Genomic DNA, 24572 nt, shown 5'->3' on the forward strand with positions numbered 1-24572 from the left:
TAGCCTGCCCCGGATTACAAAGGCACGTATATGCTTGCTGTATCTCCCTTGTAATGCAAAAAGCTGACGCAGATCAGAAAGTTTTTTCCGATCTGCAGCAGCTTTTTATCTCATTCTTATTATTTTCTTCCTATTCTCTTAAGCTCCAGAATCCTCTGGTTCCGGCTTCCGCGAAACTGCAGGGTCAGATCCTTCTCCGCTTCCACGAACTCTCCGTCCACCAGCACATCTACATAGGACAGCATCTCGTCTGTCACCTCTGTATGGACCACGCCGCCGGCTGCCAGATCCCGATCCCAGAGATAGCCGCTGTAGCACCAGATATCCTTCTCCGGATACGTCTCGCGCACCTTCCGGAGTAAATGTACCAGTTCCATCTGGTTTTCCGGCTCAAACGGTTCTCCGCCGAGCAGCGTAAAGCCCTGTATATATCCCGGCTCCAATGCCGCTAAAATCTCTTTCTCCGTCTCTTCTGTATATAACTGTCCATATCGGAAATCCCACGTCTCCGCATTGAAACAGCCCTTACAGTGATGGCGGCAGCCCGACACAAACAAGCTGACGCGCACGCCAGGACCGTTGGCAATATCATACTTTTTGATGGTTCCGTAATACATATCTTCCTCCCCTAGACCAAAGTACTCTCGGAGGCTTTCACCACATCCTACAGATGCAGCACCCGATCGCGGATCTCCTGGGTACGTCCCTGATTCCAGAACTGGGTTCCGATGTAGCCGCAGGTACGGCGTGCGACAAAGAGCTTGTTCTGGTCGCGGTTGCCGCAGTTCGGGCACTCCCACACCAGCTTGCCAGCCTCATCCTCAACAATCTTGATCTCGCCGTCATAGCCACACTTCTCACAGAAATCACTCTTGGTGTTCAGCTCCGCGTACATAATGTTATTGTAGATAAACTGCATTACAGAGAGAACTGCCGGAATATTAGTCTGCATATTCGGCACCTCGATGTAGCTGATCGCACCGCCCGGGGAGAGCTTCTGGAACTCTGCCTCAAATTTCAGCTTACTGAACGCGTCAATCTTCTCGGATACGTGTACATGGTAGCTGTTCGTGATATAGTTCTTATCCGTAACGCCCGGAATGATACCGAAGCGCTTCTGCAGGCATTTTGCAAATTTATAAGTCGTAGACTCCATCGGCGTGCCGTATACAGAATAGCTGATGTTCTCCGCCTCTCTCCACTCTTTGCATTTATCATTCAGACGCTGCATAACTTTCAGTGCAAATGGCTTCGCCTCCGGATCGGTGTGGGATTTTCCTAACATCCGCATACACATCTCATACAGACCTGCATATCCCAGAGAAATCGTAGAATAGCCGTTGTACAGGAGTTTGTCGATCGTCTCACCCTTTTTCAGGCGGGCAAGCGCACCATTCTGCCACAGAATCGGCGCCACATCGGAGATCGTGCCGAGCAGCCTCTCATGACGGCAGCGGAGCGCACGATGGCACAGTTCCAGTCTCTCATCGAGAATCTGCCAGAAACGGTCCATATCTCCCTCCGAAGAACAAGCCACATCGACCAGGTTAATCGTGACAACACCCTGGTTGAAACGTCCATAGAATTTATGCTTACCGTTCGGCAGCATCTGGGAATCTTCTACCGTCAGGAAAGAACGGCAGCCCATGCACGGGTAAACCTCGCCCTTCTTTAATTCCTTCATAATCTTAGCGGAAATGTAGTCCGGAACCATCCGTTTCGCGGTACATTTCGCTGCCAGCTCAGTCAGGTGCCAATATTTCGAACCTTCCGTAATATTGTCCTCATCCAGCACATAGATAAGTTTCGGGAACGCCGGTGTGATCCAGACGCCCTTTTCATTCTTGACGCCCTGCATTCTCTGCAGCATCACTTCCTCGATGATCATCGCAAGGTCATCTCTGGTCCGTCCCTCCGGGACCTCGTCCAGATACATAAATACCGTGACAAACGGAGCCTGTCCGTTACAGGTCATCAGGGTGATAAGCTGGTACTGGATCGTCTGGATGCCGCTCTTAACCTCCTCGCGCAGACGGCGTTCGGTCACGCGGTTGATGATATCCTCATCCAGTGCCTCGCCGCACTCGGTGCGCTCTGCAATCACGTTCTTGCGCAGCTTCTGACGGCTGATGTCCACAAACGGTGCCAGATGCGCCAGAGTAAAGGACTGTCCGCCATACTGGTTGCTGGCTACCTGCGCCACGATCTGGGTGGTCACGTTGCAGGCCGTAAAGAAACTGTGCGGCTTCTCGATCATCGTCTCACTGATCACAGTGCCATTCTGCAGCATATCCTCCAGATTGATCAGGTCGCAGTTGTGCTCCTTCTGTGCAAAATAGTCGGTATCATGGAAATGGATGATGCCTTCCTCATGCGCGCGGACGATCTCCTCCGGCAGCAGCACACGCTTGGATAAGTCCTTGCTGACCTCGCCCGCCATGTAGTCACGCTGGGTCGAGTTGATGACCGGGTTCTTGTTGGAGTTTTCCTGATTCACTTCTTCATTAATATGGTCCAAAAGTGCCAGGATGCCGTTATCGGTCGTGTTGGACTTGCGTTTTAACTCCCTGCGGTAGCGGTAGCGCACATATTTCTGTGCAACCTCATAACCACGCATCTCCATAATGCTGGTCTCTACCATATCCTGGATGTCTTCCACATTCACCGCGTGCGGCGTCTCCTGCACCTGCTCGGCGATCGTATCTGCAATCGCTTCAATCTGGTACGGGTTCATCTGGTGAATACGCTCCACATTGCCGTTCGCTTTTGTGATCGCATTTACGATCTTCTCCCGGTCAAAATGTACTTCTTCTCCATTTCGTTTGATTACATTGGTTGTTACTGTGTCTTCCATCCCTGTTCCCTCTCCTTACCCTTAAGCCCGTTTTATGACTTGTCTTCTATAATCTATCAATTGACTCGCCGGTTCCTGTTTCTGTGATTTCTCTTTCTACTTTTATGGCATACATCGAACATCCATCTGTATCCATTTCCCGTCCCCCAGCTTACTCTCATTTCCTCATTCATGAGAGCAGCGCCTTCTTCTGACAGGCTATTTTTCATGTCCGGATGCCTTCACTGACAGGATTCTTTTCCGTTCCGACTTGTCTTACGATTGGCTTTATTTTTGATTTGTATTTAGGTAATTTTTAGAATTACATACAAAATATTGAACTCGATTTCTTTCATAACACAATATATAGTGTGTTCGTCGTGACGTATTTAAGCATACACCAATTAGATTAAAAATGGAAGAGGATTCCCCTATATTTTTTCGAATCAGAATTTTGCACAAAAATCATTTTCTCCCTTTACAAACACCCAAATCTGTGATCTCCTTTCCACGACGTTCTTTCCAGACTTATCCACCGTCCCATGTGCAAAACCCACCTCGTCATTTCTCCCATGGCTGCATCCCATATACCCTCTGAGTCTCCTTCGCCCATACCCTTATCTGTTTTAAAAATACCGAAAATAATGCTTTTTAAAATATTTTTAAAAATATTTAAAAAACTGTTGACATTTTATTCTGGATGGAGTAGAATAACACATGTCTTACGGATGAGGCATCCGCAAGAAAACAAAATAAGCGCCTTTAGCTCAGTTGGTAGAGCAGTAGACTCTTAATCTATTTGTCCAGGGTTCGAGTCCCTGAAGGCGCACTATCAAGTGCTTGTTTCGCAGACCGAGAGCTGTGGGGCAGGCACTTTGTGCGTTAGCAATGAGGCGTGCAAAGAAAAAAAGAGATGGCGGATGACGCGTTGTGCTTGCACATAAGCAGCATCCGTTATCTCTTTTTTTCTTTATAGGGCGAATGCCCGACAGCGAGGAAAAGCGCCAGCTTTTTCGAGCTGCCGCACGCCGGGACTCAAAGACGCAACCTTTTTTACCCCGCCCCACGCCGGACTCCAAAGACGCAGCTTTTACAGTGCCCGCCCAATCGCCTTCTCCACTTCCTTCTTTGAACTAGCGCCGACTTCCTTGCTGAATACTTCCCCATTCCGGAAAATAATCATCGTCGGGATCGACATAACCTTATACCGGACTGCAATATCCGGGTTCTCATCGACATTCAGCTTTCCGATCTTCACTCTTCCCTCATACTCGCCCGCCAGCTGCCCGATCACCGGCGCCATCATCTGGCACGGACCGCACCAGTCTGCATAAAAATCAACCAGTACCGGAATCTCCGATTTCAGTACCTCCTCCTCAAAATTCGCGGTCGTAAACTTCATCTCCATCACTCATTTCCTCCTTTCGTTCTATCCATACAGGCAGTCAACAGAAATGCCCTGTTTCTCTTTACGACGGCTTCTTTTTACCGCCTCCCAGTGCCTTTGCTGCCTCTTCCATCGATTTTTTCCATTTTAACGCCTGTTTATTCAGTTCCACCTTATCGCTGGTCGCCTGAACAAGTTTCCGTGTGAGCTGCTTTTTAATATCCATTCCTGACTTCTGGCAAACACACGGCGCGCATCGTCACCGTTCATGTGAGTCCAGGTTTCTCACAAAAAGCACCGCCGCGCATCCAGCCATCCCTCTTTATATTATAGTAACTATATGCAGCTTTTATTTTCTTTATTCCGGCTCTGCCAGCTCAGATAACCGTTAAATACGGCAAATTCCTGCTACCACCACGTTTTCTTACGGCACTTTCGGTTCCAAAAGTGCCTACCCGTGTACAGTAATGATTTTCCTACCGCACTGCCACCAGCTTGCAGATCGGCTTGCCCTGCGCCGAGAACTTTGCCTCGTACTCGGTCATAACGTTGCCCTCTGCCATCTCGCTGTGGTGCAGGTCACGGGTATATTCTGTGATGTGCCAGCCCGCCTCCGGGATGGCTTCCAGGGAATAGGAAAATAAATCCTGGTTGTCCGTCTTGAACTCGACTCTTCCATCCTTCTGGAGAATCTGATCGTACACTGCCATAAATGGCGGCGAGGTCAGTCTCCGTCTCGCATGTCGGTCCTTCGGCCACGGATCCGAAAAATTCAAATAAATCCGCTCTACTTCCCCCGGTCCAAAAATCTCTGCCAATTCTCTGGCATCCTCACATAAGAAATAGATATTGGACAGTTCCATCTGTTCTCTCTTGCGGATCGCCTTTAAAAGAACCGTCGAATATTTCTCAATACCCACAAAATTCACATCCGGGTTGCGGGACGCCTGCTCCAAAATAAACTGACCTTTACCCATACCCACCTCGATGCGGATCGGATGGTCATTTCCAAAAATCTGCTGCCAGGTTCCCTTCTTCTCCTTCGCCCCATGAACCACATGCGGGGTTTCTTCTATCATCTGCTCTGCGCCCGGTATATGGCGTAATCTCATCTTCGTTCCTCCTGCTGTCTACAATCTGCGCCGTCCCGGATGGACTTTCTTCCGTACCGTATCATTCCGTTGAGACGCCCCGGCTTACCCGCCGGATCTATCCTTATCTTACCATTGAAGCCCCCATTTCGCAAGCAAAGGTGCTCTATTTTCACACCATTTTACGATCCCCGTGTTACTGTTCACGCATACGATCCCCGTGTTACTGTTCACGCATACGTGCCCAGTAACGGAATTTGCCGTGGCTTCGCATTTAAATACGGCAAATTCCTGCTGCCCCCACGTTTTCTTGCGGCACTTTCGGTTCCAAAAATGCCTGCCCATAAACAGCCTCCACTCTCCTCCATGCCGTCCTTTCTAATCCGTCCGACTTTGTGTCCTTTTCTTACAAATTTCATAACTTTTCCAATTTTCATCATTTTATAGATGAATAATTCAACCGATTATATTATAATAATTTTAGAACAAAACCAAACATACGGTCACGAAATGGCTGCCGTCTTTTCACCCGTTCGCCGGACATTCAAAAGTCAGGATCCGTCCGGGAACAGCCGTCGGCACGCCGGTTTCGGACCTGCATCATATACACAGGAGGATATGCCTATGGGAACAACAGCTAACACAGGTCAGAGCACCTGGGAACAAATCCACGGCGGGGTTCGCGAGACCGAGCGCCTGATCGGACAGAAGAATTATAACCTGGCGATGGTGAAAGCCCGCCAGACCCTTGAATACATGGTCAAATGCCTCTGCGAGCGGTATGGCATTCTGGAGACCGGCCTTCTGGAAATGATCGATGCCCTCTACAGCGCCGGAAAAATCAGCAAGACCACCTGCGAACATTACCACAAGATCCGCACGATCGGCAACAAGGCGATCCATGAGGGAGACAACAGCGCCTACAACGCCAATCAGGCGCATCACCTTCTGTCGCAGGAGGTCTACACCTTCGCAAATGACTACAATGACACAAAAAAATCCACCCGGGCTTCCCGAAGTGCAGCTCCAACCTCCGCTTCTTCCCGCCTTCGCGGGAACAGCCGCCATCCCTCTGCCGGCTCTGGAAACGGAAAACCTGCCGGCACACGTTCCGGCAACTCCGGGGGACGCCGTCCGCGCGCCTATGCAGGCGGTCCGTCTTTTGAATTTCGAAGCATTATTAAACCAGTGCTTCTGATTATTATTATCATCCTGCTGCTTTTGATCATCAAGATGATACGCCCTGCGACGGATGCCAAACCGGATTCTACTGCAGCCGTCAGCACCGAATCGCTGGCTCCAGAAACCGAGGCAGAGACCGTTGCCGCAGAATCGACCGTTTACCGGACCACCGACACAGTCAATGTCCGTCCGGAACCATCCACCGACACTGACAGGATTGGTGTTCTAGCACCAGATACCGATGTGGAATATCTCCGTGATTACGACGAAAAATGGGCGGTAATCAGCTACAACGGACAGGAAGCCTACGTTTCCAGAGACTTTATCCGGCAGGTTTCGCAGTAATCAGCCAAAAAAGGAACCATACATGCAGTGATTCTTCTCCCTGACATACATGGTTCCTTTTCATTTTCTTTGTACAATGGTTCATCACTTTCGCAATTATACTTTCCGCAATGAATCCCTGAATTTACTCAACTCAAATTTTACTTCAAATCCCGAATTTTCTCCGCCAGCGGCACAATCTCCTCCAGCGAATTTAACTCATAGTCCGCCAGGCTCCGGTCAAAGGAAAAACGGTTATCGATGAGCGCCGCCACTGTCATTCCCGCGCAGTGCCCCGCCGTGATGCCGACCGTCGAATCCTCAATCACAAGGCACTCCTCCGGCTGCAGGCCCATCTGCTCCGCCGTATAGAGGTAAACCGCCGGATCCGGCTTGCTGCGCTTGAACGTACTCGCACTGATCATCCGCTCCAGACGGGACGCCACGCCATTTTCCTTTAAAATGCGCTCCACCTGCTCAATATTCGTCGCGGATGCGACCGCCAGCCGGAAGCCCTCCGCTTTCAGGCGATCCATCACATCCAGAATCTCCGGGCGGAAGATCGAGAGATAATCAATCGAATTAAAAATGTCCGTCCAGCGCCCCAGATACTCGTCATGCAGCTCCTGCCAGGTCTGACCATTGTGGATCGCCTTCTCCACAACCATCCAGCAGTCCTGCTTCGTCGTCCCCACCGTCCCGTGCAGACTTTCCAGAGTCACCTCCGGATTTTTCGTTTTTGCATATTCATACAGATAATTCAGATAAATTCCTTCACTGTCAATGATGACCCCATCCATATCAAAGATGACTGCCTTTATCATATTCGTATCCTCTCTCTTTCTGCTCCAGATTATAACATCTTCCCCCAGTATACAGGAATCCCCCGCCAGCTGACAAGCCCCTATTCCACCCTCCCGCCATTCTTTCGAAAAATTTATTACTGTTCACGCATCGTGCCCAGTAACGGAATTTGCCGTGGCTTCGCATTCAAATACGGCAAATTCCTGCTGCCACCATGTTTTCTTACGGCACTTTCGGTTCCAAAAGTGCCTACCCGTAAACAGTAACAAAAATTTCACATATTTTTCCATTTCTCGCCTTTTCATGCTTCCCCGAAACTGTTATACTGGATAGCGAAGCGGAAACTTTAACATACAGAGCCGTTTCAGGGAAAATAGAACAAACGACCTCTTTACAAATTTATCACATAAAATAAAAGGCTGCAGCTGTACCACAACCTGACAGCCGCGAAAGGTTTTATATGACACAGAAAAAAACATATTTAAGCTGGCTTCTGGGGCTTATCTGTGCTTTCAGTCTGATGATCGTGTTTCTGATCACCTCGGTGGAAGCCGTCGCCTACTGGACGCCGCATTATTATGAAAATGAATATACCCGCTACCAGGTTGCCGATGATGTCCATATGGAAATGGACGACCTGCTTTACGTGACGGACGAGATGATGGCGTATCTGCGCGGCAGCCGCGACGATCTGAACATTGACACCGTCGTAGACGGGACGCCGCGCGAATTTTTCAACGCCAGGGAGAAGGCGCACATGGCGGATGTCCGCAACCTCTTTCTCGGAGGACTGGCGCTGCGCCGCCTCTGCCTGTTTCTGGCAGCGGCATCGGTTGCACTGCTGGCACTTTTCAAGGTTCCGTTAAAACACCTGCTGCCACGGATGCTCTGCGCCGGGACGGTTTTATTTCTGGGCGTGACCGCCCTGCTTGCCGGGATCATTTCCACTGATTTTACGAAATATTTTATTATTTTCCACAAAATCTTCTTTACCAACGATCTCTGGCAGCTCGATCCGCGGACCGATCTTCTGATCAACATCGTGCCGGAACCATTTTTCATGGACACCGCCGCCCGGATCGGCATCACCTTCTGCCTGATGACCGGCGCCCTGTTTCTTCTCTGTCTTGCATGTATCCTGCGGGAACACCGCAGGGGCAAATCAGGAGCAGAAAATTCCAGAAATTCCGGAGGCGGCAGCTCTCCAGGTAGTTCCAGCCACCCGGCTGCTCCGGATTTGAAGACGAAAATTGCTGGCAGCACAGGCAGCAAGTTGTCCTTGTTTTTAATTGGTACACTTTTGCTGTCCCTGCTCGCCGCCCCGATGCAGGCGCTTGCCTCCACCGACTGGCCAGCGGACATTTCCATTGACTCCGATGCCGGGATCGTCATGGACGCCAACACCGGAGTCGTTTTATATGGAAAAAACATCCATGAAACCTACTCTCCCGCCAGTATCACGAAGGTTCTGACCTCCCTCATCGTTCTGGAGCACTGTTCCCTCGATGAGACGGTCACCTTTTCCGAGAGCGCGGTCTACAACGTGGAGTCCAACAGCAGCAGCGCCGGATACGATACAGGCGATACTGCCAGCGTCAAGGACTGCCTCTACGCCCTGCTTTTAAAATCAGCCAATGAGGCTGCCAACGCACTCGCCGAGCACGTTGCTGGCTCCGCTGATGCATTTGCTGTTTTGATGAATGAAAAAGCCGCCGAGCTTGGGTGCCAGGATTCGCATTTTGCAAATCCGAGCGGTCTGAATAACGAGGAACACTATGTCAGCGCCTACGACATGGCGCTCATCACGCGGGCGGCATTTGAAAATCCTACGTTTGCCAAGATCGTCGAGACAACCTACTATAAACTGCCGCCGAACCAGAAAAATCCCGAGGGACAGGGCATCTCCCCGGGCAATAAGCTGGTCAAAAAGAACTGGCCGCAGTACTACCGTCCGGACGTCCTCGGCGGCAAAACCGGTTATACCTCCATCGCCCTCAACACACTGGTCAATGGTGCCAGACAGGGCGATACGACACTGATTACCGTCATCCTGCACAGCAACAACACGCAGTATGAGGATACCTGCCGGCTACTCGACTTTGGATTTAACAATTTCCAGTCGGTCAAAATTGCAGATTATGATCAAACTTTTTCAAATATCGGAAAAGATTTAAAAATTGCAGATGTGTCTACCGCCGGGGGCGAATCCCTGTCCATCGACCCAGATAGCCGCGTGGTACTTCCAAAAACAGCGGATTTCTCGGAGACAACGACCTCCTTCGACTATGAGATCCCGGCTGGCGCACCGGACGGCACGATCGCCTGTGTCACTTATTCGCTCGGCGATCACAAGGTTGGCCAGGCATATCTGACCCTCACCGACAGCAGCCAGACAGCGGCAGATATTCCTGAAAAGCTCGTATCCCAGGCGGCAACAGCTACCGCGCAGGACAGCTCCGACACTGCCCTCTCAAACGGCTCCTCGGAGGCCTTGCCGCTCTCCAATCCGCCCGAATCGGCTGCTAATCAGGAAAATAGTTCCACCGGTAAATCCTTTGGACAGCTGTTTCATATTTCCGTCCGCGTTCCACCGGCATTCATCGCCGCACTGACCGCCATTCTTGTCGTGATCGGCGCGGTCACCGCCGGCATCCGTTTTCTCCAGATGCAGCGCCGCCAGGAGGAGGACGCCCTCGCAGAACGCCGCAGACGGCGCGCGGAACGTCTGCGCGACAGCGGAATGTCCGAAGCAGATTTCGACCTGATGATGCAGGACCGCCGAACGGCGCTGGCGAAAAAAAGGAAGAAACGATCGCATAAAATCCCATAACTGACACAAAAAGAGTTACCAGATGTGGAAATTCTCTTCTTTTACCTTACTCTAAACAGGCAGGAGAAACATTTCCATATCCAGTAACTCTTTTCTATGAATTTTTTCTTTTCTCTAATTTCTATTTCATACGCTCCATCCGCTCGGCTGCCTTCACCCTACTCGGCTGCTTCTACCGCCTTTCCAGACTTCTTCGCCTTGTTGCGTTCCGCGCGCTTCTTCTTCGTTTCCTCCTTCTTCTGCTCCACGTAGGCCGCTCCCTCTTCACCGACCAGCTTCGTCGTCTTAACAGCAAAGAACGAGCCGTCCTCCGACTTCTTCATCCGAATCTTTCCCTTCATATAACCGTGCTCCGGGCAGACCGCCAGACAGAAGTAAAATTTCTGGTTTGAGGAAAACCAGCGGATCTTTTTCCGCAAGGTCCGGCGGCATTTGTAACAAACCATCTCCGCCACACGCCGTTCCTCCAAAATCTCTTCCTTCGTCTCATGCTCACGCGACACAAATTTCGCATATTCTGGAAATTCCAGGTAGATCTCTTCCTCCTCCGTCAGCGGCGGCTGGTAATAATCCACTGAAACATACTCCATCATGCTGTAAAAGTCCATCTCACTCATGACACGCCCCGTGTAGTACGCATCATCCAGCGCCCGGTGGAACGGGCGATCTTCCGTGAGGTGCAATTCCTCTACCACGGTATCTAACGACTCCTTTTGCTTGGTGCCGTGGATCAGGGCATAGATTTTCTGCAAATCATAATAGAGAAGCGGCGATGGAAACTGCAGCTCCATCCCGTGATACACCATATTCCGCTGCAATTCGGTCAGATCCATCGAGCCCCACGTACAGAACCGGTAATCATCCCCGCACCATTCTAAAAATTCGGTCATCGCACGCACAAAATCCTCGCCTTCTGTGTCAAGCTGCTCGATCGACATATGCGTCACTTCTGATATCTTATAATGCATCTGCCGGTACACCCGCGGGCGGATCAGACGGCGAAATTCCGAAATGATTTGAAGATTTTTATTTAATTTTACCGCGCCTATCTCAATAATCTCAAATGGAAGCCGATTCATCGAGCCTTCCTTGCCCGCCGGACTCTGGTTCCATTCCAGATCCAATACTATAAACTGTCCCATAATTCTCGTCTCTTTGTAACGGTTCCGTTTTCTCTGCGTTACCTCTTACTTTTCTTTCTTCACGTTGTCACTGTCCATAACTTTACCACAAATCTGTGTATAAGTCCATATTAGGTTACCGGGCACACATGTGGGGACAGTAATATTTTTGTTACTATACACGGGTAGGCACTTTTGGAACCGAAAGTGCCGTAAGAAAACGTGGTGGCAGCAGGAATTTGCCGTATTTAAATGCGAAGCCACGGCAAATTCCGTTACTGGACACGTATGCGTGTACAGTAACATATTTTTTACATAGAACCACTGGCAGAGTGCTTCCATCTTTGCTATACTTCATGATAGAACGAAGAAGCATTTCTTTTATCAGAATGCTTTCTTCTAAGCTTTATTATGCACCTTGGGAGGGGCTGCTTATGGATTTAATACAACAATTTATCGATACATACAAGATGAAATGGACGTTCTACGACGCAGCCGGACGGCTCGCGGCAGAGAAACTCCAGCTCGCCCTGCAAAATGCCGGTATCCGGGCGATCGTGACCTCTCGCGCCAAGAATCCCGCCAGACTCCGCACAAAAGTGCAGCGGCGCAATTCCAGACGTGAAGAACCATACCAGACAATCGAGGAAATCTACGACGACATTGCCGATCTGTCCGGTGTACGCGTCTCCCTGTATTTCCCCGGTGACCGCGGCAAGGTAGATGCGATCATCTCGGAGCTTTTCAACATCCTGGAATTTAAACAGTTCCCGGAACAGTCGAAACCCCCGACTTACCACAAACGGTTTTCCGGCTATTGGGCGAACCATTACCGCGCGCGGATGCGCGATGAAATTTTGAATGAATCACAGAAAAAATACGAATCGGCGCGCATCGAGATCCAGGTGGCGTCCCTGATCATGCACGCCTGGTCCGAGGTTGAACATGATCTGATTTACAAGCCAATGCAGGGAACTTTATCCGAGGAAGAGCTGTCGATCTTAGATGAGTTAAATGGTCTGGTCCTTGCCGGCGAGATCGCGCTGGAACGCCTACAGGCAGCCGGAAATGAGCGGCTTCGCAGCCGCAATGCCGCGTTTGGAAGCCAGTACGAGCTGGCGTCCTATCTCTATAATTTCCTGAGCAGCCATCTCAAAACCGAGGACATCGAACTTCGAATGGGAAATATTGCCCTGCTCTACCGGCTTTTGCAGCGTTTACAGCTCACCGGTCTCAAAGATATTACCCCGATTCTTCGGTCTGTCAAATTTGAAAAGGATCGGCGCACCATTTCCCAGCAGATCATCGATCAGATTATCTCCGGCAATGAAAAGCGCTACCAGTGCTACCAGGAGCTGCGGGCGGAACCGGAAACCGCCTCACCGGAAACCCTGCAGGCAGTCAACCAGTTCCTCGAAGAGTGGGTGCCATTAGAGCGCCTGCTCAACAAGACTGCACGGCGCACCTCGACGCGTTCCCGCGGTGCCTTCAATATCAATACACTCAAGCGGATGGATCTCTTTGACAAAGAAATGATCAACCAGATTGTCCAGCTCCGCAAGCTGCGGAATGTCCTGATCCACGACATCGAGCTGCCGGACCAGGCACAGCTTCTCCGCTGTACGGAGGAAGCGAAAGCACTTCTGGCACAGCTGACCGGACAGCATGACGCAATGGCAGACGGAGAAAACGGTGAGAAAAACAGCCACGCAGAAAACACATAGGACACAAACGCGCCAATCACCAAAAAAGTAAAACACCAGCTAACAAAAAACACAATGATAAAAGCCATCCAGTTTTTAGCCGGATGGCTTCTTTGTTTTACATATTTGATTCTTTTCAGAACCGCTTCCAACATCGAAACACGATGTTTTACATTCTAATTTTGCATTCCAAATTCAGAAGCTTCTTAAATTAGAAATCAACCTCTGTATCATAGAAGCAACAGGTCAGAAGTTTCGCCATCTGCTCCGGATTGATCGAACGCGGGTTGGAACCGGTACATGCATCGCCAACTGCCAGCTCTGCTACGGTTGCCAGTTTGTCATTGAATTCTTTCTCGTCAATGATTCCGCCCTCATAGAGCTTAATGCTCGGAGCGATATTTAACTGCTTGTTCATCTCTTTGATCTCGGCGATCAGAGCGTCAACCAGAGCCTCGTCGCTGTCTCCCTGTAAACCGATGAACTTCGCGATATCTGCATAACGGGAAGCTGCCTCTGGTTCCTTGGAGTTAAATTTAATAACCTTCGGAAGATACATCGCATTCGCTGCACCGTGAACGATATGTCCGCCGGAGTAAGCTGCACCTGTCTTGTGTGCCATAGAATGGACGATACCAAGCAGTGCATTGGAGAATGCCATACCTGCCAGGCATTGTGCGTTGTGCATACGTGCTCTCGCTTCTTTGTCGCCATTGTAAGATTTAACCAGATAGGTATGAATCATCTTGATTGCGTGAAGTGCCAGCGGATCGGTGTAATCACAATGAAGTGTGGATACATACGCCTCGATCGCATGGGTCATCGCATCCATACCGGTGTTTGCGGTCAGCTTCTGCGGCATGGTCTCAGCCAGCTCCGGATCCACGATCGCTACATCTGGTGTGATATTGAAATCTGCTAACGGATATTTGATACCCTTATGATAATCGGTAATAACGCTGAATGCCGTAACTTCAGTTGCTGTACCAGAAGTAGACGGAATCGCGCAGAATTTTGCTTTTGTACGCAGTGTCGGGAAATTGAACGGAGTGATCAGATCCTCAAACTTGGTATCTGGATACTCGTAGAATGCCCACATCGCTTTCGCTGCATCAATTGGAGAACCACCGCCGATCGCTACGATCCAGTCCGGACCAAATTCCTGCATAAGCTTTGCGCCCTTCATAACGGTCTCAACGCTCGGATCTGGCTCTACTCCCTCAAACAGAGCCACTTCCATGCCAGCTTCTTTCAGATAATCTTCTACTTTCTGAAGGAAACCGAAGCGTTTCATGGAACCACCGCCAACGACAACGACTGCCTTTTTGCCTTTCAGATTTTTCAGTTCCGCTAAAGATCCTTCTCCATGATAGAGATCCCTCGGTAATGTAAATCTAGCCATATTGATACTACCTCCTGTTAATTTTTTAACCACCCTATGTCCAGATTATAGCACGCATTCTGGTGGATTTCAACTGTTTTAACTATTCACTTTTGATATATTTGTGTATTTTTCAAAAATTTTACATTTTATTACTTTGATTTCCATAGAAACTGCGTTCTTCGCTTGTCAATCATCCAACAAACTGCTTCTTTTCTCCATTTTGAACCGTTCCTTTTCTGTCTGCATAATCCCCCTGTGCCTTTGCCTCTATCATAAAGAATTCCTGCTGCCACCATGTTTTCTTACGGCACCTTCGCTTCCAAAAGTGCCTACCCGTAAACAGTAACGGAATTTCTCCACTCCTATTTCCATGCAAAATCTTATCTTGACATCCCTGTTTTTCCGTACTATAACAAGGGCAAGCATAAGCCGCCTGTGCGCTTATGCCCGTTTCATAGCACCTTACAGATTATATCTGTACAAGACTGACACGGAGGACATTATAATATGAAACAGAACTCACGAATCCAACTGGAAAACACCTTGATCGGCGCACTTGGCGTTCTTTCCCTTGTACTTTTTATTCTCAGCTTCCTGCCAGGGCTGGGACTGGCAAACCGCGTCGGTATCCTTCTGGAAATGGGGCACATGGTACAGCGTGCCTTTTCTGTCGTGCTCTTCATCCTGACCTTCCAGCTTTGGAAACGGAAGCGCGCCGCCTGGAACATTGCTGTTATCCTGCTGTTTTTAAGCTTTTTACGCGGGCTGACAGCACTTTCTTCGCCTTTGTATCTTCCGTTCCACCTGGCAGAAGCCGTATTATTTCTGCTTCTCCTGTGTTTTCGGAAGGACTTCTGCTGCCCGTCTGACCGGCGCAGCCTCGGACGCTCTCTCCTGTTTCTGCTGCTGGCACTGGCAGGCATCATCGTCAATGCCGGTATCAGCTATCATTTTTCGGTAAAACCGCTGGGAGAAACCTCTCTTGACTCGCTGATGGATAGTCTCATTCAGGGAACTGCCATGATTTTCGGCATGGGAAATCCGAGCAATGTTTCACGTGAAACACATGTAGTCGAACTGGTTACATTCTGGTTCAGTTGGGGCTGCATCCTCGCCTCCATTCTGTATGCGGTCCGCCCATGGCTGCTGCATCCAGTCAGCCATGCTTCGGATTTGATGCATGCCCGCACCCTCGTCAACCTGTACAGCCAGAATCCCAGCGCCTACCTGACGCTGGAGGATGACAAACTCCTATATTTCGGTCAGAAGGTAGACGGCGTCATCCCCTACGGAGTCGTCGGCAGCACCATCGTCATCAACGGCGATCCCATCTGCGCGGACAGCGATTTTCCGGTTCTCCTGGCAGAATTTAAAGAATTTTGCCAGCGCAGCGCTCACAACTTGTTTTTTATCAGCGTCACTGACCATTTTCTGGAAGAATATAAAAAGCAGGGCTTTGGATGGGTCAAAAACGGGGAGGAAGCCCGTTTCCACCTTGCGGACTATGAAATCTCTGGCAAGAAAGGCGCCAAGATGCGTATGAACATCAACCACGCCCGGAAAGCCGGGGTCGTCGTCCATGAATACTGCCCGCTGAAACAGCGGGATGCACAGATTGAGGCAGATCTGAACCGCATCACGAACGAATGGCTGCAACAGAAAAAGAGTTCGATGCTGACTTTCGTTATGGGAACTGTCGGGCTGGAAAATCCGATGGACAAGCGTTATTTCTACGCCACCGACGCCGACGGAAAAATCGTGGCATTCATCGTGTTTGTCCCATTTCTCGGCAAAAGAGGCTACATGGCGGACGTCACCCGCCACGGAACCGGCGCACCGAGCGGCGTGATGGAGACGATTCTTTACGACGCATTTCAGGTTTTCAAAGACGAGGGCATTGAGTATGGCAGCCTCGGTGTTGCCCCGCTCGCTGGCTTGAAAAATGACAGCTCTAATCCGGTCGAAAAGCTGCTCTGCTTCGCTTACAACCACCTGAATGACTGTTATGGATTCCGCGATCTCTACCGTGCCAAGGAAAAATACAGCCCGACCGAATGGGTTCCTTCTTATTATATTTACCTGCCGAAGATTCCAACACCAGACATGTTTTATGCCCTTGTGACGATTCAGAATCCGCATCAGATCCGCGAGGCAGCGGAGGATCTGGTAAAAGGATGCGCGCAGCGACTGAGAAACAAGAGGACTTCCCCGACACATCAAAGTAAACCATCTCGCCAGGTAAGTTGGACTGCTTCTTCCAGCACGAAGCAGCCCGACACAAGAAAGCAGACAGATGCAGATAAAAAGGCAGACTAAACTCAGCTTTTATCATGCTGGATGCAGCCTGATAAATTTCATTTTTTTACCAGAAAAGAGGCGCTCTTACGATGAAACATTCCGGTTATCTTACCACCTCCGGCGCAGAAATCTACTATGAACAGTACGGCAGCGGCACACCGCTCCTTATCCTGCATGGAAACAGCCAGTCCCTTGCCGTCTTTTATCCATTTCTGCGCACGTTTCTGCCCGATTTTCAGGTGATTCTGATGGACAGCCGGGGACATGGGCGTTCCCGGCTGTCTGTCCACACAGCGCTCCACGGGTTCTCTACAGAGGATATGGCAGACGACGTTATCGCCCTGCTTAACCACTTACATCTTTCCTCCGTCCACCTGCTGGGATTCAGCGATGGTGCCAATATCGGGCTAGAGATTGCATGCAAATACCCGGAGCGGCTGAAAAAGCTCATCTGTATCAGCGCCAACGCCTCACCGGACGGGCTTCTCACGCCGCTATACCTTGCCGCCCAAATGCTGCACAGCATTTTAAATCTCCTGGGGAATCTCCTGCTGCCTGTTTTAAAATGCAGCTTCTCTTCTGCCTCTGCATCCTCCGGGTCCTCTGTGGTCTCTGCACTGTCCACCCCGAAAGTTTCCCTGCCATTTCAGAAGAATTTCTCTGTTTCCGCCACATCCGCAGTTTGTGCCGACAAAGAAAGGCAACGTCATTTCGTGTCAATTTTCCCCCGGATTCCGGCAGAACAAAAAAAGAAGCCTGACTTTCTTACCCGGCTGACGCACCGCGTCCTCCGCCGCCGAAATCTGACTTCTCTTTTACTTCACTCGCCCCGTTTAAGTGCCCGGAAATTGCAAACCATCTCCGTTCCTGTGCTGCTGATCGCCGGAACCCGGGATCTCGTTAAGCCCTCACACTCCCGCTGGTTAGCAAGGCAGATTCCAACCAGTCGGCTTCTTTTAATGACCGGGGGACGGCATACTTCCATATTCCGGACACCGGCGCCTTATCTGCGCGCAATTCTGGCATTTCTGCGCCGCAGCTAAAGTCTCCTCACTCTTCCTGCTGCTCCGCTTTCCTTGCTCCATTCACTTTTAGGTTCTATACTTTTCCTCTTCAAGCATATCCACCGGACAGCATCCGCAGCTGTCGTGTTTCGAGCACTCAAAGCACCTCTCAGCACAACTTCCGCCCATTATCCACTTCTTCCTTCTGGCAGATCTCATCCAGCACCCAGTTTCCATCTTCCAGAACAAACCTCCAATATTCGAAGAAATCTTCCATTTTCCGGGATCCCTTCAAAAGTTCTCCGGTTTCTTCGTGATACACATAGTCGATCATCTTTCCATGGATCAAATACCAGATATAGTCGCGGTCGTCGCCGTCCTCATTCTCCGCTTCCACCAAAATCGCATCCAGAAGCTGGATCCCTTCCATGACAAACACCTCATGGCGCATCCTGCTCCACTCAAATTTCGTCTGAAACTCCTGCTGCATCTTCTGGCTCAGGTAAGGATGCCCTTTTTCCAGATCTCGATCCCGCCAGCATTCCTGAATCCGGTAATATGATTCCCGCACCCGCTCCTGTATCTCACTCCGATCCCAATGATCTTCTCCGATGGAAAATTCTTTCAATTTTTCACGGGCTGCCGCCTGTTTCTTTTTTGCCCGGTGCAGGTATGTAATGGTTCCGGCACTTCCCAGAATCACAAAGGTTCCCGTAAGCAAAAGCGCCTGAAACGCACCCGCCCGTCCGCCTTGTCCCCGGCTGCTGCTTGTATGATGATGGGAAGAACCACCTCCGCCACCTCCGCCGCCTCCGCCGCCGGAAGCACCTCCCGCTCTGGCAAAGGCGGTAAAAGATCCAAGAACCATCATGGCTGCTGTCAGGCAAAGCAGGCGGACGAACATTTTCCGGCACAGGCGACCTTTCTTTCCCAATCTGGAACCCACCCTGATTCCGCCGTTTTCATTTTCTCCCCTGCTTCTCCCCGTTGCTTTCACATCTCTCATATGAATTCTCCTAAAATCTCCCACACCTACTCGTGCTGCTGATCCTCCGGCTCCCTGCAGACATCCACCCAGCCTTTCGCTCCGGACACTTCTTCCAACTCTGGGATCGTGAGACGTACCGCGCTGTGGTCGTCTCCTGCTGCCGGATAAACCGTCTCAAAACGCTTCAGGCTCTCATCCAGATACACTTCAATTCCATCCTTGATACCAAACGGGCAGACCCCACCCGGCGCATGACCGGTAACCTCCTCCACCTGCTCAAACGGGATCATCTTTGCTTTCACGTGAAACGTATCTTTATATTTCCGGTTATCCACTTTCGCAGTACCTTCTGTCAAAATCAATACCGGCTGTTCTCCCTGTAAAAAGGACATCGTTTTCGCAATCATCCCCGGCTCCACGCCTAATGCCTCCGCTGCCAGCGCAACCGTCGCTGTGGACTCTTTTAACTCAATAACATGATCCAAAAATCCGGCTTCCTTTAAGTAACTTTCTGCTTTTTCCAGTGACATGGCTGTTTTCCTCCCGCATCCTCTATCGATTGATCTGCCGTATCAATTTCTTTTATATTTTAGAACTCATTCATCTTTCCCATCATATCACACTTTCATTTTCCATATCAATATTTCTATAGACGAAAAAAGACGGTTCCCTGCATTTGCCAGAGAACCGCCCCCTATTTCACTAACTGCCATTTTCAAGATCGTTCCGACCGCTTTTTGTAAAACCAACACAGATTTTTTGCAAATCTATCTCCAGATTTCAGATCCAAATTCCGGCTTTCTTCGATTCCCTCTTACCAGTTCCGTCCTGTATTTATCACTTCTCCCCGAAAAATAATTCCACATCGCTCTCCACGCTGTCAATTCCCGCGATTCCAAACTTCTCCACCAATACATTTACCACGTTCGGACTTAAAAATGCCGGAAGCGTCGGTCCAAGATGGATATTCTTGATACCGAGTGAGAGAAGCGCCAGAAGAACAATGACCGCCTTCTGCTCATACCAGGCAATGTTGTAAATAATCGGCAGGTCGTTGATGTCATCCAGCCCAAAAATCTCCTGCAGCTTCATCGCAATGACCGCCAGGGAATATGAATCATTGCACTGCCCCGCATCTAGGACACGCGGAATCCCTTCAATATCGCCCAGATTCAGCTTATTGTAGCGGTATTTCGCACAGCCAGCCGTCAGAATTACCGTGTCCTCCGGCAGCGCCTTTGCAAAATCGGTGTAGTAAGTGCGGCTCTTAGCACGCCCATCACACCCCGCCATGACGACAAACTTTCGGATTTTTCCCGATTTGACCGCATCCACTACCTTATCTGCCAGTGCCAGCACCTGTGCATGGGCGAAGCCGCCGACAATCTGTCCTTGCTCAATCCCGACCGGCGGCTCACAGCGCTTCGCATGCTGGATGATCACTGAAAAATCCTTCTTTCCTCCGATTCCACCGTTGATATATGTGCAGCCCGGATATCCCGCCGCACCGGTTGTGTAGAGGCGATCCTTGTAGCTGTCCTTCGGCGGCACGATGCAGTTCGTTGTCATCAGGATCGGTCCGTTGAACGTCTCAAATTCCTCCCTCTGGCACCACCACGCATTGCCGTAATTACCCTTAAAATTCGGATATTTCTTAAATGCCGGATAATACTGCGCCGGAAGCATCTCCGAGTGCGTATATACATCGACGCCGCTTCCCTGCGTCTGGTCCAGAAGCATTTCCATATCGCGCAGATCGTGTCCCGAAACCAGAATACCCGGATTACTTCCGACACCGATATCAACCGTAGTAATCTCCGGATTTCCATAAGTCTCTGTGTTTGCTCGATCCAAAAGCGCCATTCCCCGGACACCATATTCGCCAGTTTCCAGCGTCAGGTGAATCAAATCATCCACACTCAAGCTGTCATCCAGCGTCGCCGCAAGCGCCCGCTGTAAAAATGCATCCGCCTCCCGGTCCTCCTGCAGCAGAACGTTCGCATGCCGGGTATAGGCAGACAAACCTTTCAAGCCATACGTAATCAAGCTGCGAAGGGAAATAATATCCTCGTTCTGCCCGATCAGAACGCCCGCTTCCGACGCTTTTTTTATAAATTCAGACGGTTCACCTGTCCAGCCAGCCGCCTCCGGCAGATTGTCCCGACGTTCCAGCTGCTCCCACAGTGCCGTCTTCATTTCCAGCGTCTTTTCAATCCTTTTTTCAATCGCCGCCTTATCAAAATTGGCATTCGTGATCGTCGTAAACAGATTTTCGGTAACCAGATGGTTGACCTCATCTGCCACCGCACGTCCCTCCTCTCGAAGCCGTGTCGTCACCGCGCAGATACCCTTCGTCACCCACACAAGCAAATCCTGCATTGCCGCCACATCCGGCTGCTTACCGCAGACACCGACCACCGTACAGCCCTTGCATCCGGCCGTTTCCTGACATTGATAACAAAACATTTTCTGTTCCATTGTTCACTCCTCCTATCGCATCTATCGTGTCTTAGATATAATCTGCATTTCGCGTGATTTATATTCTTGATAGGGATAGAGCCAAAAGTTTACCGCTCCTCACGTTTGTTTGCACCCGGCACCTTGGCAATGCTCTGTGCAACCGAAGGCTTTTCAGCCAAAACTAATTTCATTTGCATCTGCTCCTTTCGCAAAAAAATAAGCAGCCACACACCGTAATGCATGACTGCTATGTAAAAAGTTCAGAAAGAATTTTGCAACCGGACACAGTTTTCTGTCCCTGAATCTCCATCAACATAAAAATATCTCCATCATTTCAAAAGAGAATGACGGAGATATTTCGCCCTGCTTATTCTTGTAGCAACCAATCGGCTATATCATGGATTTCGATTCCTTCATAACTATATTTTGGATGTTTGGTTCTGGCAATAATCATTTTCGGATAAGCATCTCGGATCTGAAGCAGAGAAGAGCATTCTCTCTCAAATGTTTCCTGCCCGGAAATGTTGTCACTGACCTGAATATAAATCTTCTCGCTGCCTCTCTGAGCAACAAAGTCGATCTCCTTTTGATAGAGCTTGCCGACATAGACATCGTATCCACGGCGAAGAAGTTCGATGCAAACGATGTTTTCATATACTCTGCCATAATCCATATTTCTGCTTCCCAGTATTGCATATCGAATACCGCTGTCACACAAATAGAACTTTTCAGAGCTTTCAAGGTATTTCTTGCCTCGGATGTCGTATCTCTTAATATCATAAAATACAAAAGCATTGCACAAATACTTAATGTACTTGCCGACGGTTACATGATTGGTCGGAGTCTCATTTGCTGTCAGTAGCTGACTGACCTTATTAGGAGAAGTCAGGTTGCTGATATTATCCATAAGGAACTCGCTCAGACGCTGTAAAACCAAAGTGTCCGGGAGCGCATATTTCTGCACCAAATCCCTTGTTACAATCGTTTCGTAGACCTCTTTGATATAGTTTGTTCTGTCTTTTTCGGTTCTGTAAGCGTAAGAACCTGCTAAACCGCCCTTGATAGCGTAATCATCAAAGAGCTTATCTTTATCACTAACATCATCATAATATTGGCAATATTCTTGGAAGCTGAAAGGAAACACATGAATTTCAATATAGCGTCCGGTAAACAGAGTTGCCAGATCCGCACTCAACAGGAAAGCATTGGAGCCGGTTACATAGATGTCGTATTTTCCCTTAGAGTACAGGCTGTTGATTGCCAACTCAAACTTGGGACACATCTGAACCTCGTCTACAAACAGGTAGTTCGTTTTACCTTCCTGATAATGTTCTTCCACATAGGCGTGTAAGGCATGGTATTCCTTGATTTCTTCATACGCCAAATCCATGAAGTCAATGAATATGATATTGATGTTTTCAAAATGGCTTTTCAGATACTCAATATACGCCTGCATCAGCTTGGACTTACCGGATCGACGAATGCCCGTGATGATCTTGATGTCAGGAGTGTCATTCAGTTCAATGATTCTATTGAGATATTTTGCTCTCGTAATTGTTTTCATATCGTCACCCGCTTTCAAAAATTGAAATTTTTTCATTTCTCGAAACCGCTTCACTGTACTTATTATACTGTCTGCTAATAGTATATGCAAGATGTCGCTTTCAAAAACATAAAATTTTTTATTTTTTGAAAGTGGAAATTATGTAAAGGCAACCCGAAGGCTGCCCCAGGCATCAAGCCTATCCTGTTTACACAGGTTCATTATCATCTTCATCGACAGAGCTATCTGCATCATCGTTCTCAAACTCCGGATCGTACCCATAGTCCTCGTCATCGTCCACATAATCAGCATCCGGATCAGGCTTTGCCGCTTCCTGTTCCTTCTTCTTTTCCTGGACTTTTTTAAATACGAAGAATACCTTTGTGTTAAAATGAAGGAAGATAGGCAGGTATAAAAAAAGATCTGTCACCCTTAGGATTCTTCCCAAAGCCAACAGATCTTAAATTTTCCCTTACATCTTCATACTCTTCGCCAGACTCGTCAGCAAAGCTGCCATTTCCGGATTAACCCTTTTTCTTTCCATCCCACGTTATTCTGCATCTACGGTTACCACGTTTCCTTTTTTTGACATAAGCCAATAAAACACAGCACAAAATATTAATGCAAATACAACGCCAAAAACATTCTGAATCACTCTAAGACCAACTGCTCCTTTTAGTCCATAACTCTCTGTAGCAATGGCCAAAGCACCAAATGTGTTAAATACTGCCTGCCAGCCATATTTTGCAGAAAGTCCTACACCGATTCCACCAAGAATTCCTATATATGCATAGATTGACGAAGGAAGCAGAAAATATAATACTGTAAAACATATAACACCTGCAATATTTCCGACAATCCTTTTACGGACTCTGTAGTGCATATCTTCCATAAACGGCAAAATCGCGGACATGGCCGCAATACCAGCCCACATTGCACGTGGCATATTACAAAGTTCTGCAATGCAAAGGACAATCGGTACGCATAAAATCTGACATATCTGCCATTTTGTTCTGGAAGAAGTGATATCAAATTCTTGTATCAGATCTTTCAGATTTCTTTTATAAGTTCTGTTTTTATGATTTCGATAAAATACGAAGCAGGTAAGTGCTGCACCTAAAGCCATTCCAACTAATCGCATCTGATAGCTTTTTCCCGTAACATCATAACCATATAGCAGCAGATACCCAAGAACCAATGTAGATTGATTAAACATGAATGGATTATGGCATCCGAACAGAATCAACACAGCCAGTGCCGCAATATTTAACAGCATTCCAAGTACCGGTGAAAACTGATTTGCTAAATGCGGACATACAGTCATAATTACAAAGAACAAAGCCAAAAGCATCGTAGATTGTCCGGTGTGGATCCCCAGATCCGCATTCCGAAATACCATAAGGCATAATAAAACTACTACACCCACAATACTATTCTCATTTCCAAATAAGATACTGAAAATAGTAACAAATAAAAAACAAAATGCCATTGTAACAGCTATCTTTACCAAATATACCAGCATATGATATGATTTTTCTTTCACTGTTTCACTCTTTTTCAACAAGTTTTTAGAACCTGCCTGATTTAACTGCAATTCCTGATAAAATGTCATGTAATTCC

At 48.8% G+C, this 24572-nt stretch carries 19 protein-coding genes and 1 tRNA gene; 6 read left to right on the forward strand and 14 right to left on the reverse strand.

Annotated features, from left to right (window positions below; translation table 11 throughout):
* Positions 1-119: 119 nt before the first annotated feature.
* Entirely contained in the window at positions 120-617 is a 498-nt protein-coding gene (nrdG, locus tag DWZ76_RS02270) for an anaerobic ribonucleoside-triphosphate reductase activating protein (RefSeq protein WP_118471691.1), read from the reverse strand.
* Between the two features lie 47 nt (positions 618-664).
* Positions 665-2854: an anaerobic ribonucleoside-triphosphate reductase gene (gene nrdD / locus DWZ76_RS02275; RefSeq protein WP_118471693.1), complete on the reverse strand. Its 2190-nt coding sequence runs from the start codon at positions 2852-2854 to the stop codon at positions 665-667.
* A 735-nt stretch (positions 2855-3589) separates the two neighbouring features.
* Between nrdD and DWZ76_RS02280 the strand changes: the two genes are divergently transcribed.
* A tRNA-Lys gene (locus DWZ76_RS02280) sits at positions 3590-3662 on the forward strand.
* A gap of 261 nt (positions 3663-3923) precedes the next feature.
* On the opposite strand, the gene trxA is transcribed toward DWZ76_RS02280, so the two are convergent.
* The 3 genes from trxA to trmB all read right to left on the reverse strand — a co-directional run bounded on the left by trxA (position 3924) and on the right by trmB (position 5332).
* Entirely contained in the window at positions 3924-4241 is a 318-nt protein-coding gene (gene trxA / locus DWZ76_RS02285) for a thioredoxin (protein ID WP_118468980.1), read from the reverse strand.
* Between the two features lie 61 nt (positions 4242-4302).
* A complete protein-coding gene (locus DWZ76_RS15000) occupies positions 4303-4446 on the reverse strand; it encodes a hypothetical protein (RefSeq protein WP_182426662.1) in 144 nt (47 codons plus the stop codon).
* Positions 4447-4696: 250 nt separating this feature from the next.
* On the reverse strand, positions 4697-5332 hold the full coding sequence (gene trmB / locus DWZ76_RS02290; RefSeq protein WP_118471695.1) for a tRNA (guanosine(46)-N7)-methyltransferase TrmB: 636 nt from the start codon (positions 5330-5332) through the stop codon (positions 4697-4699).
* 603 nt (positions 5333-5935) lie between these two features.
* Between trmB and DWZ76_RS02300 the strand changes: the two genes are divergently transcribed.
* On the forward strand, positions 5936-6838 hold the full coding sequence (locus DWZ76_RS02300; protein ID WP_118471699.1) for an SH3 domain-containing protein: 903 nt from the start codon (positions 5936-5938) through the stop codon (positions 6836-6838).
* 140 nt (positions 6839-6978) lie between these two features.
* On the opposite strand, the gene DWZ76_RS02305 is transcribed toward DWZ76_RS02300, so the two are convergent.
* Positions 6979-7641 (reverse strand): HAD family phosphatase, encoded by a 663-nt coding sequence (locus DWZ76_RS02305; protein WP_107000922.1) that lies wholly within the window; start codon positions 7639-7641, stop codon positions 6979-6981.
* Positions 7642-8081: 440 nt separating this feature from the next.
* Here DWZ76_RS02305 and DWZ76_RS15440 point away from each other — a divergent pair, with 440 nt between their 5' ends.
* On the forward strand, positions 8082-10451 hold the full coding sequence (locus DWZ76_RS15440) for a TIGR01906 family membrane protein (RefSeq protein ID WP_347560912.1): 2370 nt from the start codon (positions 8082-8084) through the stop codon (positions 10449-10451).
* A 158-nt stretch (positions 10452-10609) separates the two neighbouring features.
* On the opposite strand, the gene DWZ76_RS02320 is transcribed toward DWZ76_RS15440, so the two are convergent.
* Positions 10610-11593 (reverse strand): 3'-5' exonuclease, encoded by a 984-nt coding sequence (locus DWZ76_RS02320; protein WP_118471701.1) that lies wholly within the window; start codon positions 11591-11593, stop codon positions 10610-10612.
* Between the two features lie 413 nt (positions 11594-12006).
* Here DWZ76_RS02320 and DWZ76_RS02325 point away from each other — a divergent pair, with 413 nt between their 5' ends.
* Positions 12007-13296, forward strand: a complete 1290-nt coding sequence (locus DWZ76_RS02325) for a RelA/SpoT domain-containing protein (RefSeq protein WP_118471703.1) — start codon at positions 12007-12009, stop codon at positions 13294-13296.
* 190 nt (positions 13297-13486) lie between these two features.
* On the opposite strand, the gene DWZ76_RS02330 is transcribed toward DWZ76_RS02325, so the two are convergent.
* The gene (locus tag DWZ76_RS02330) at positions 13487-14677 is read right to left on the reverse strand and encodes an iron-containing alcohol dehydrogenase (protein ID WP_022359140.1); all 1191 of its coding nucleotides are present in this window, start codon (positions 14675-14677) and stop codon (positions 13487-13489) included.
* A 489-nt stretch (positions 14678-15166) separates the two neighbouring features.
* On the opposite strand from DWZ76_RS02330, the gene DWZ76_RS02335 reads away from it, so the two are divergent.
* Together DWZ76_RS02335 and DWZ76_RS02340 are read left to right on the forward strand one after the other, a co-directional pair.
* On the forward strand, positions 15167-16975 hold the full coding sequence (locus tag DWZ76_RS02335; protein WP_118468992.1) for a phosphatidylglycerol lysyltransferase domain-containing protein: 1809 nt from the start codon (positions 15167-15169) through the stop codon (positions 16973-16975).
* Positions 16976-17046: 71 nt separating this feature from the next.
* Positions 17047-18000, forward strand: a complete 954-nt coding sequence (locus DWZ76_RS02340) for an alpha/beta hydrolase (RefSeq protein ID WP_118471705.1) — start codon at positions 17047-17049, stop codon at positions 17998-18000.
* Positions 18001-18130: 130 nt separating this feature from the next.
* Here the strand turns inward: DWZ76_RS02340 and DWZ76_RS02345 are convergent, their stop codons facing one another.
* The 6 genes from DWZ76_RS02345 to DWZ76_RS02375 all read right to left on the reverse strand — a co-directional run bounded on the left by DWZ76_RS02345 (position 18131) and on the right by DWZ76_RS02375 (position 24564).
* Positions 18131-18967: a Tim44-like domain-containing protein gene (locus DWZ76_RS02345; RefSeq protein ID WP_118471707.1), complete on the reverse strand. Its 837-nt coding sequence runs from the start codon at positions 18965-18967 to the stop codon at positions 18131-18133.
* Between the two features lie 26 nt (positions 18968-18993).
* Positions 18994-19479, reverse strand: coding sequence for a YbaK/EbsC family protein (locus DWZ76_RS02350; RefSeq protein ID WP_118293332.1), 486 nt, complete (start codon positions 19477-19479; stop codon positions 18994-18996).
* A gap of 307 nt (positions 19480-19786) precedes the next feature.
* Positions 19787-21427, reverse strand: a complete 1641-nt coding sequence (hcp, locus tag DWZ76_RS02355) for a hydroxylamine reductase (RefSeq protein WP_118471709.1) — start codon at positions 21425-21427, stop codon at positions 19787-19789.
* A gap of 349 nt (positions 21428-21776) precedes the next feature.
* Positions 21777-23009, reverse strand: coding sequence for an ATP-binding protein (locus tag DWZ76_RS02365; protein ID WP_117796787.1), 1233 nt, complete (start codon positions 23007-23009; stop codon positions 21777-21779).
* 151 nt (positions 23010-23160) lie between these two features.
* On the reverse strand, positions 23161-23382 hold the full coding sequence (locus tag DWZ76_RS02370; RefSeq protein WP_227589456.1) for a calreticulin: 222 nt from the start codon (positions 23380-23382) through the stop codon (positions 23161-23163).
* A gap of 120 nt (positions 23383-23502) precedes the next feature.
* Positions 23503-24564: an FUSC family protein gene (locus DWZ76_RS02375; RefSeq protein ID WP_118471711.1), complete on the reverse strand. Its 1062-nt coding sequence runs from the start codon at positions 24562-24564 to the stop codon at positions 23503-23505.
* Positions 24565-24572: the final 8 nt, after the last annotated feature.

It is taken from the genome of Clostridium sp. AF35-15 (assembly GCF_003477745.1).
Taxonomy (GTDB): Bacteria; Bacillota; Clostridia; order Lachnospirales; family Lachnospiraceae; genus Otoolea; species Otoolea fessa.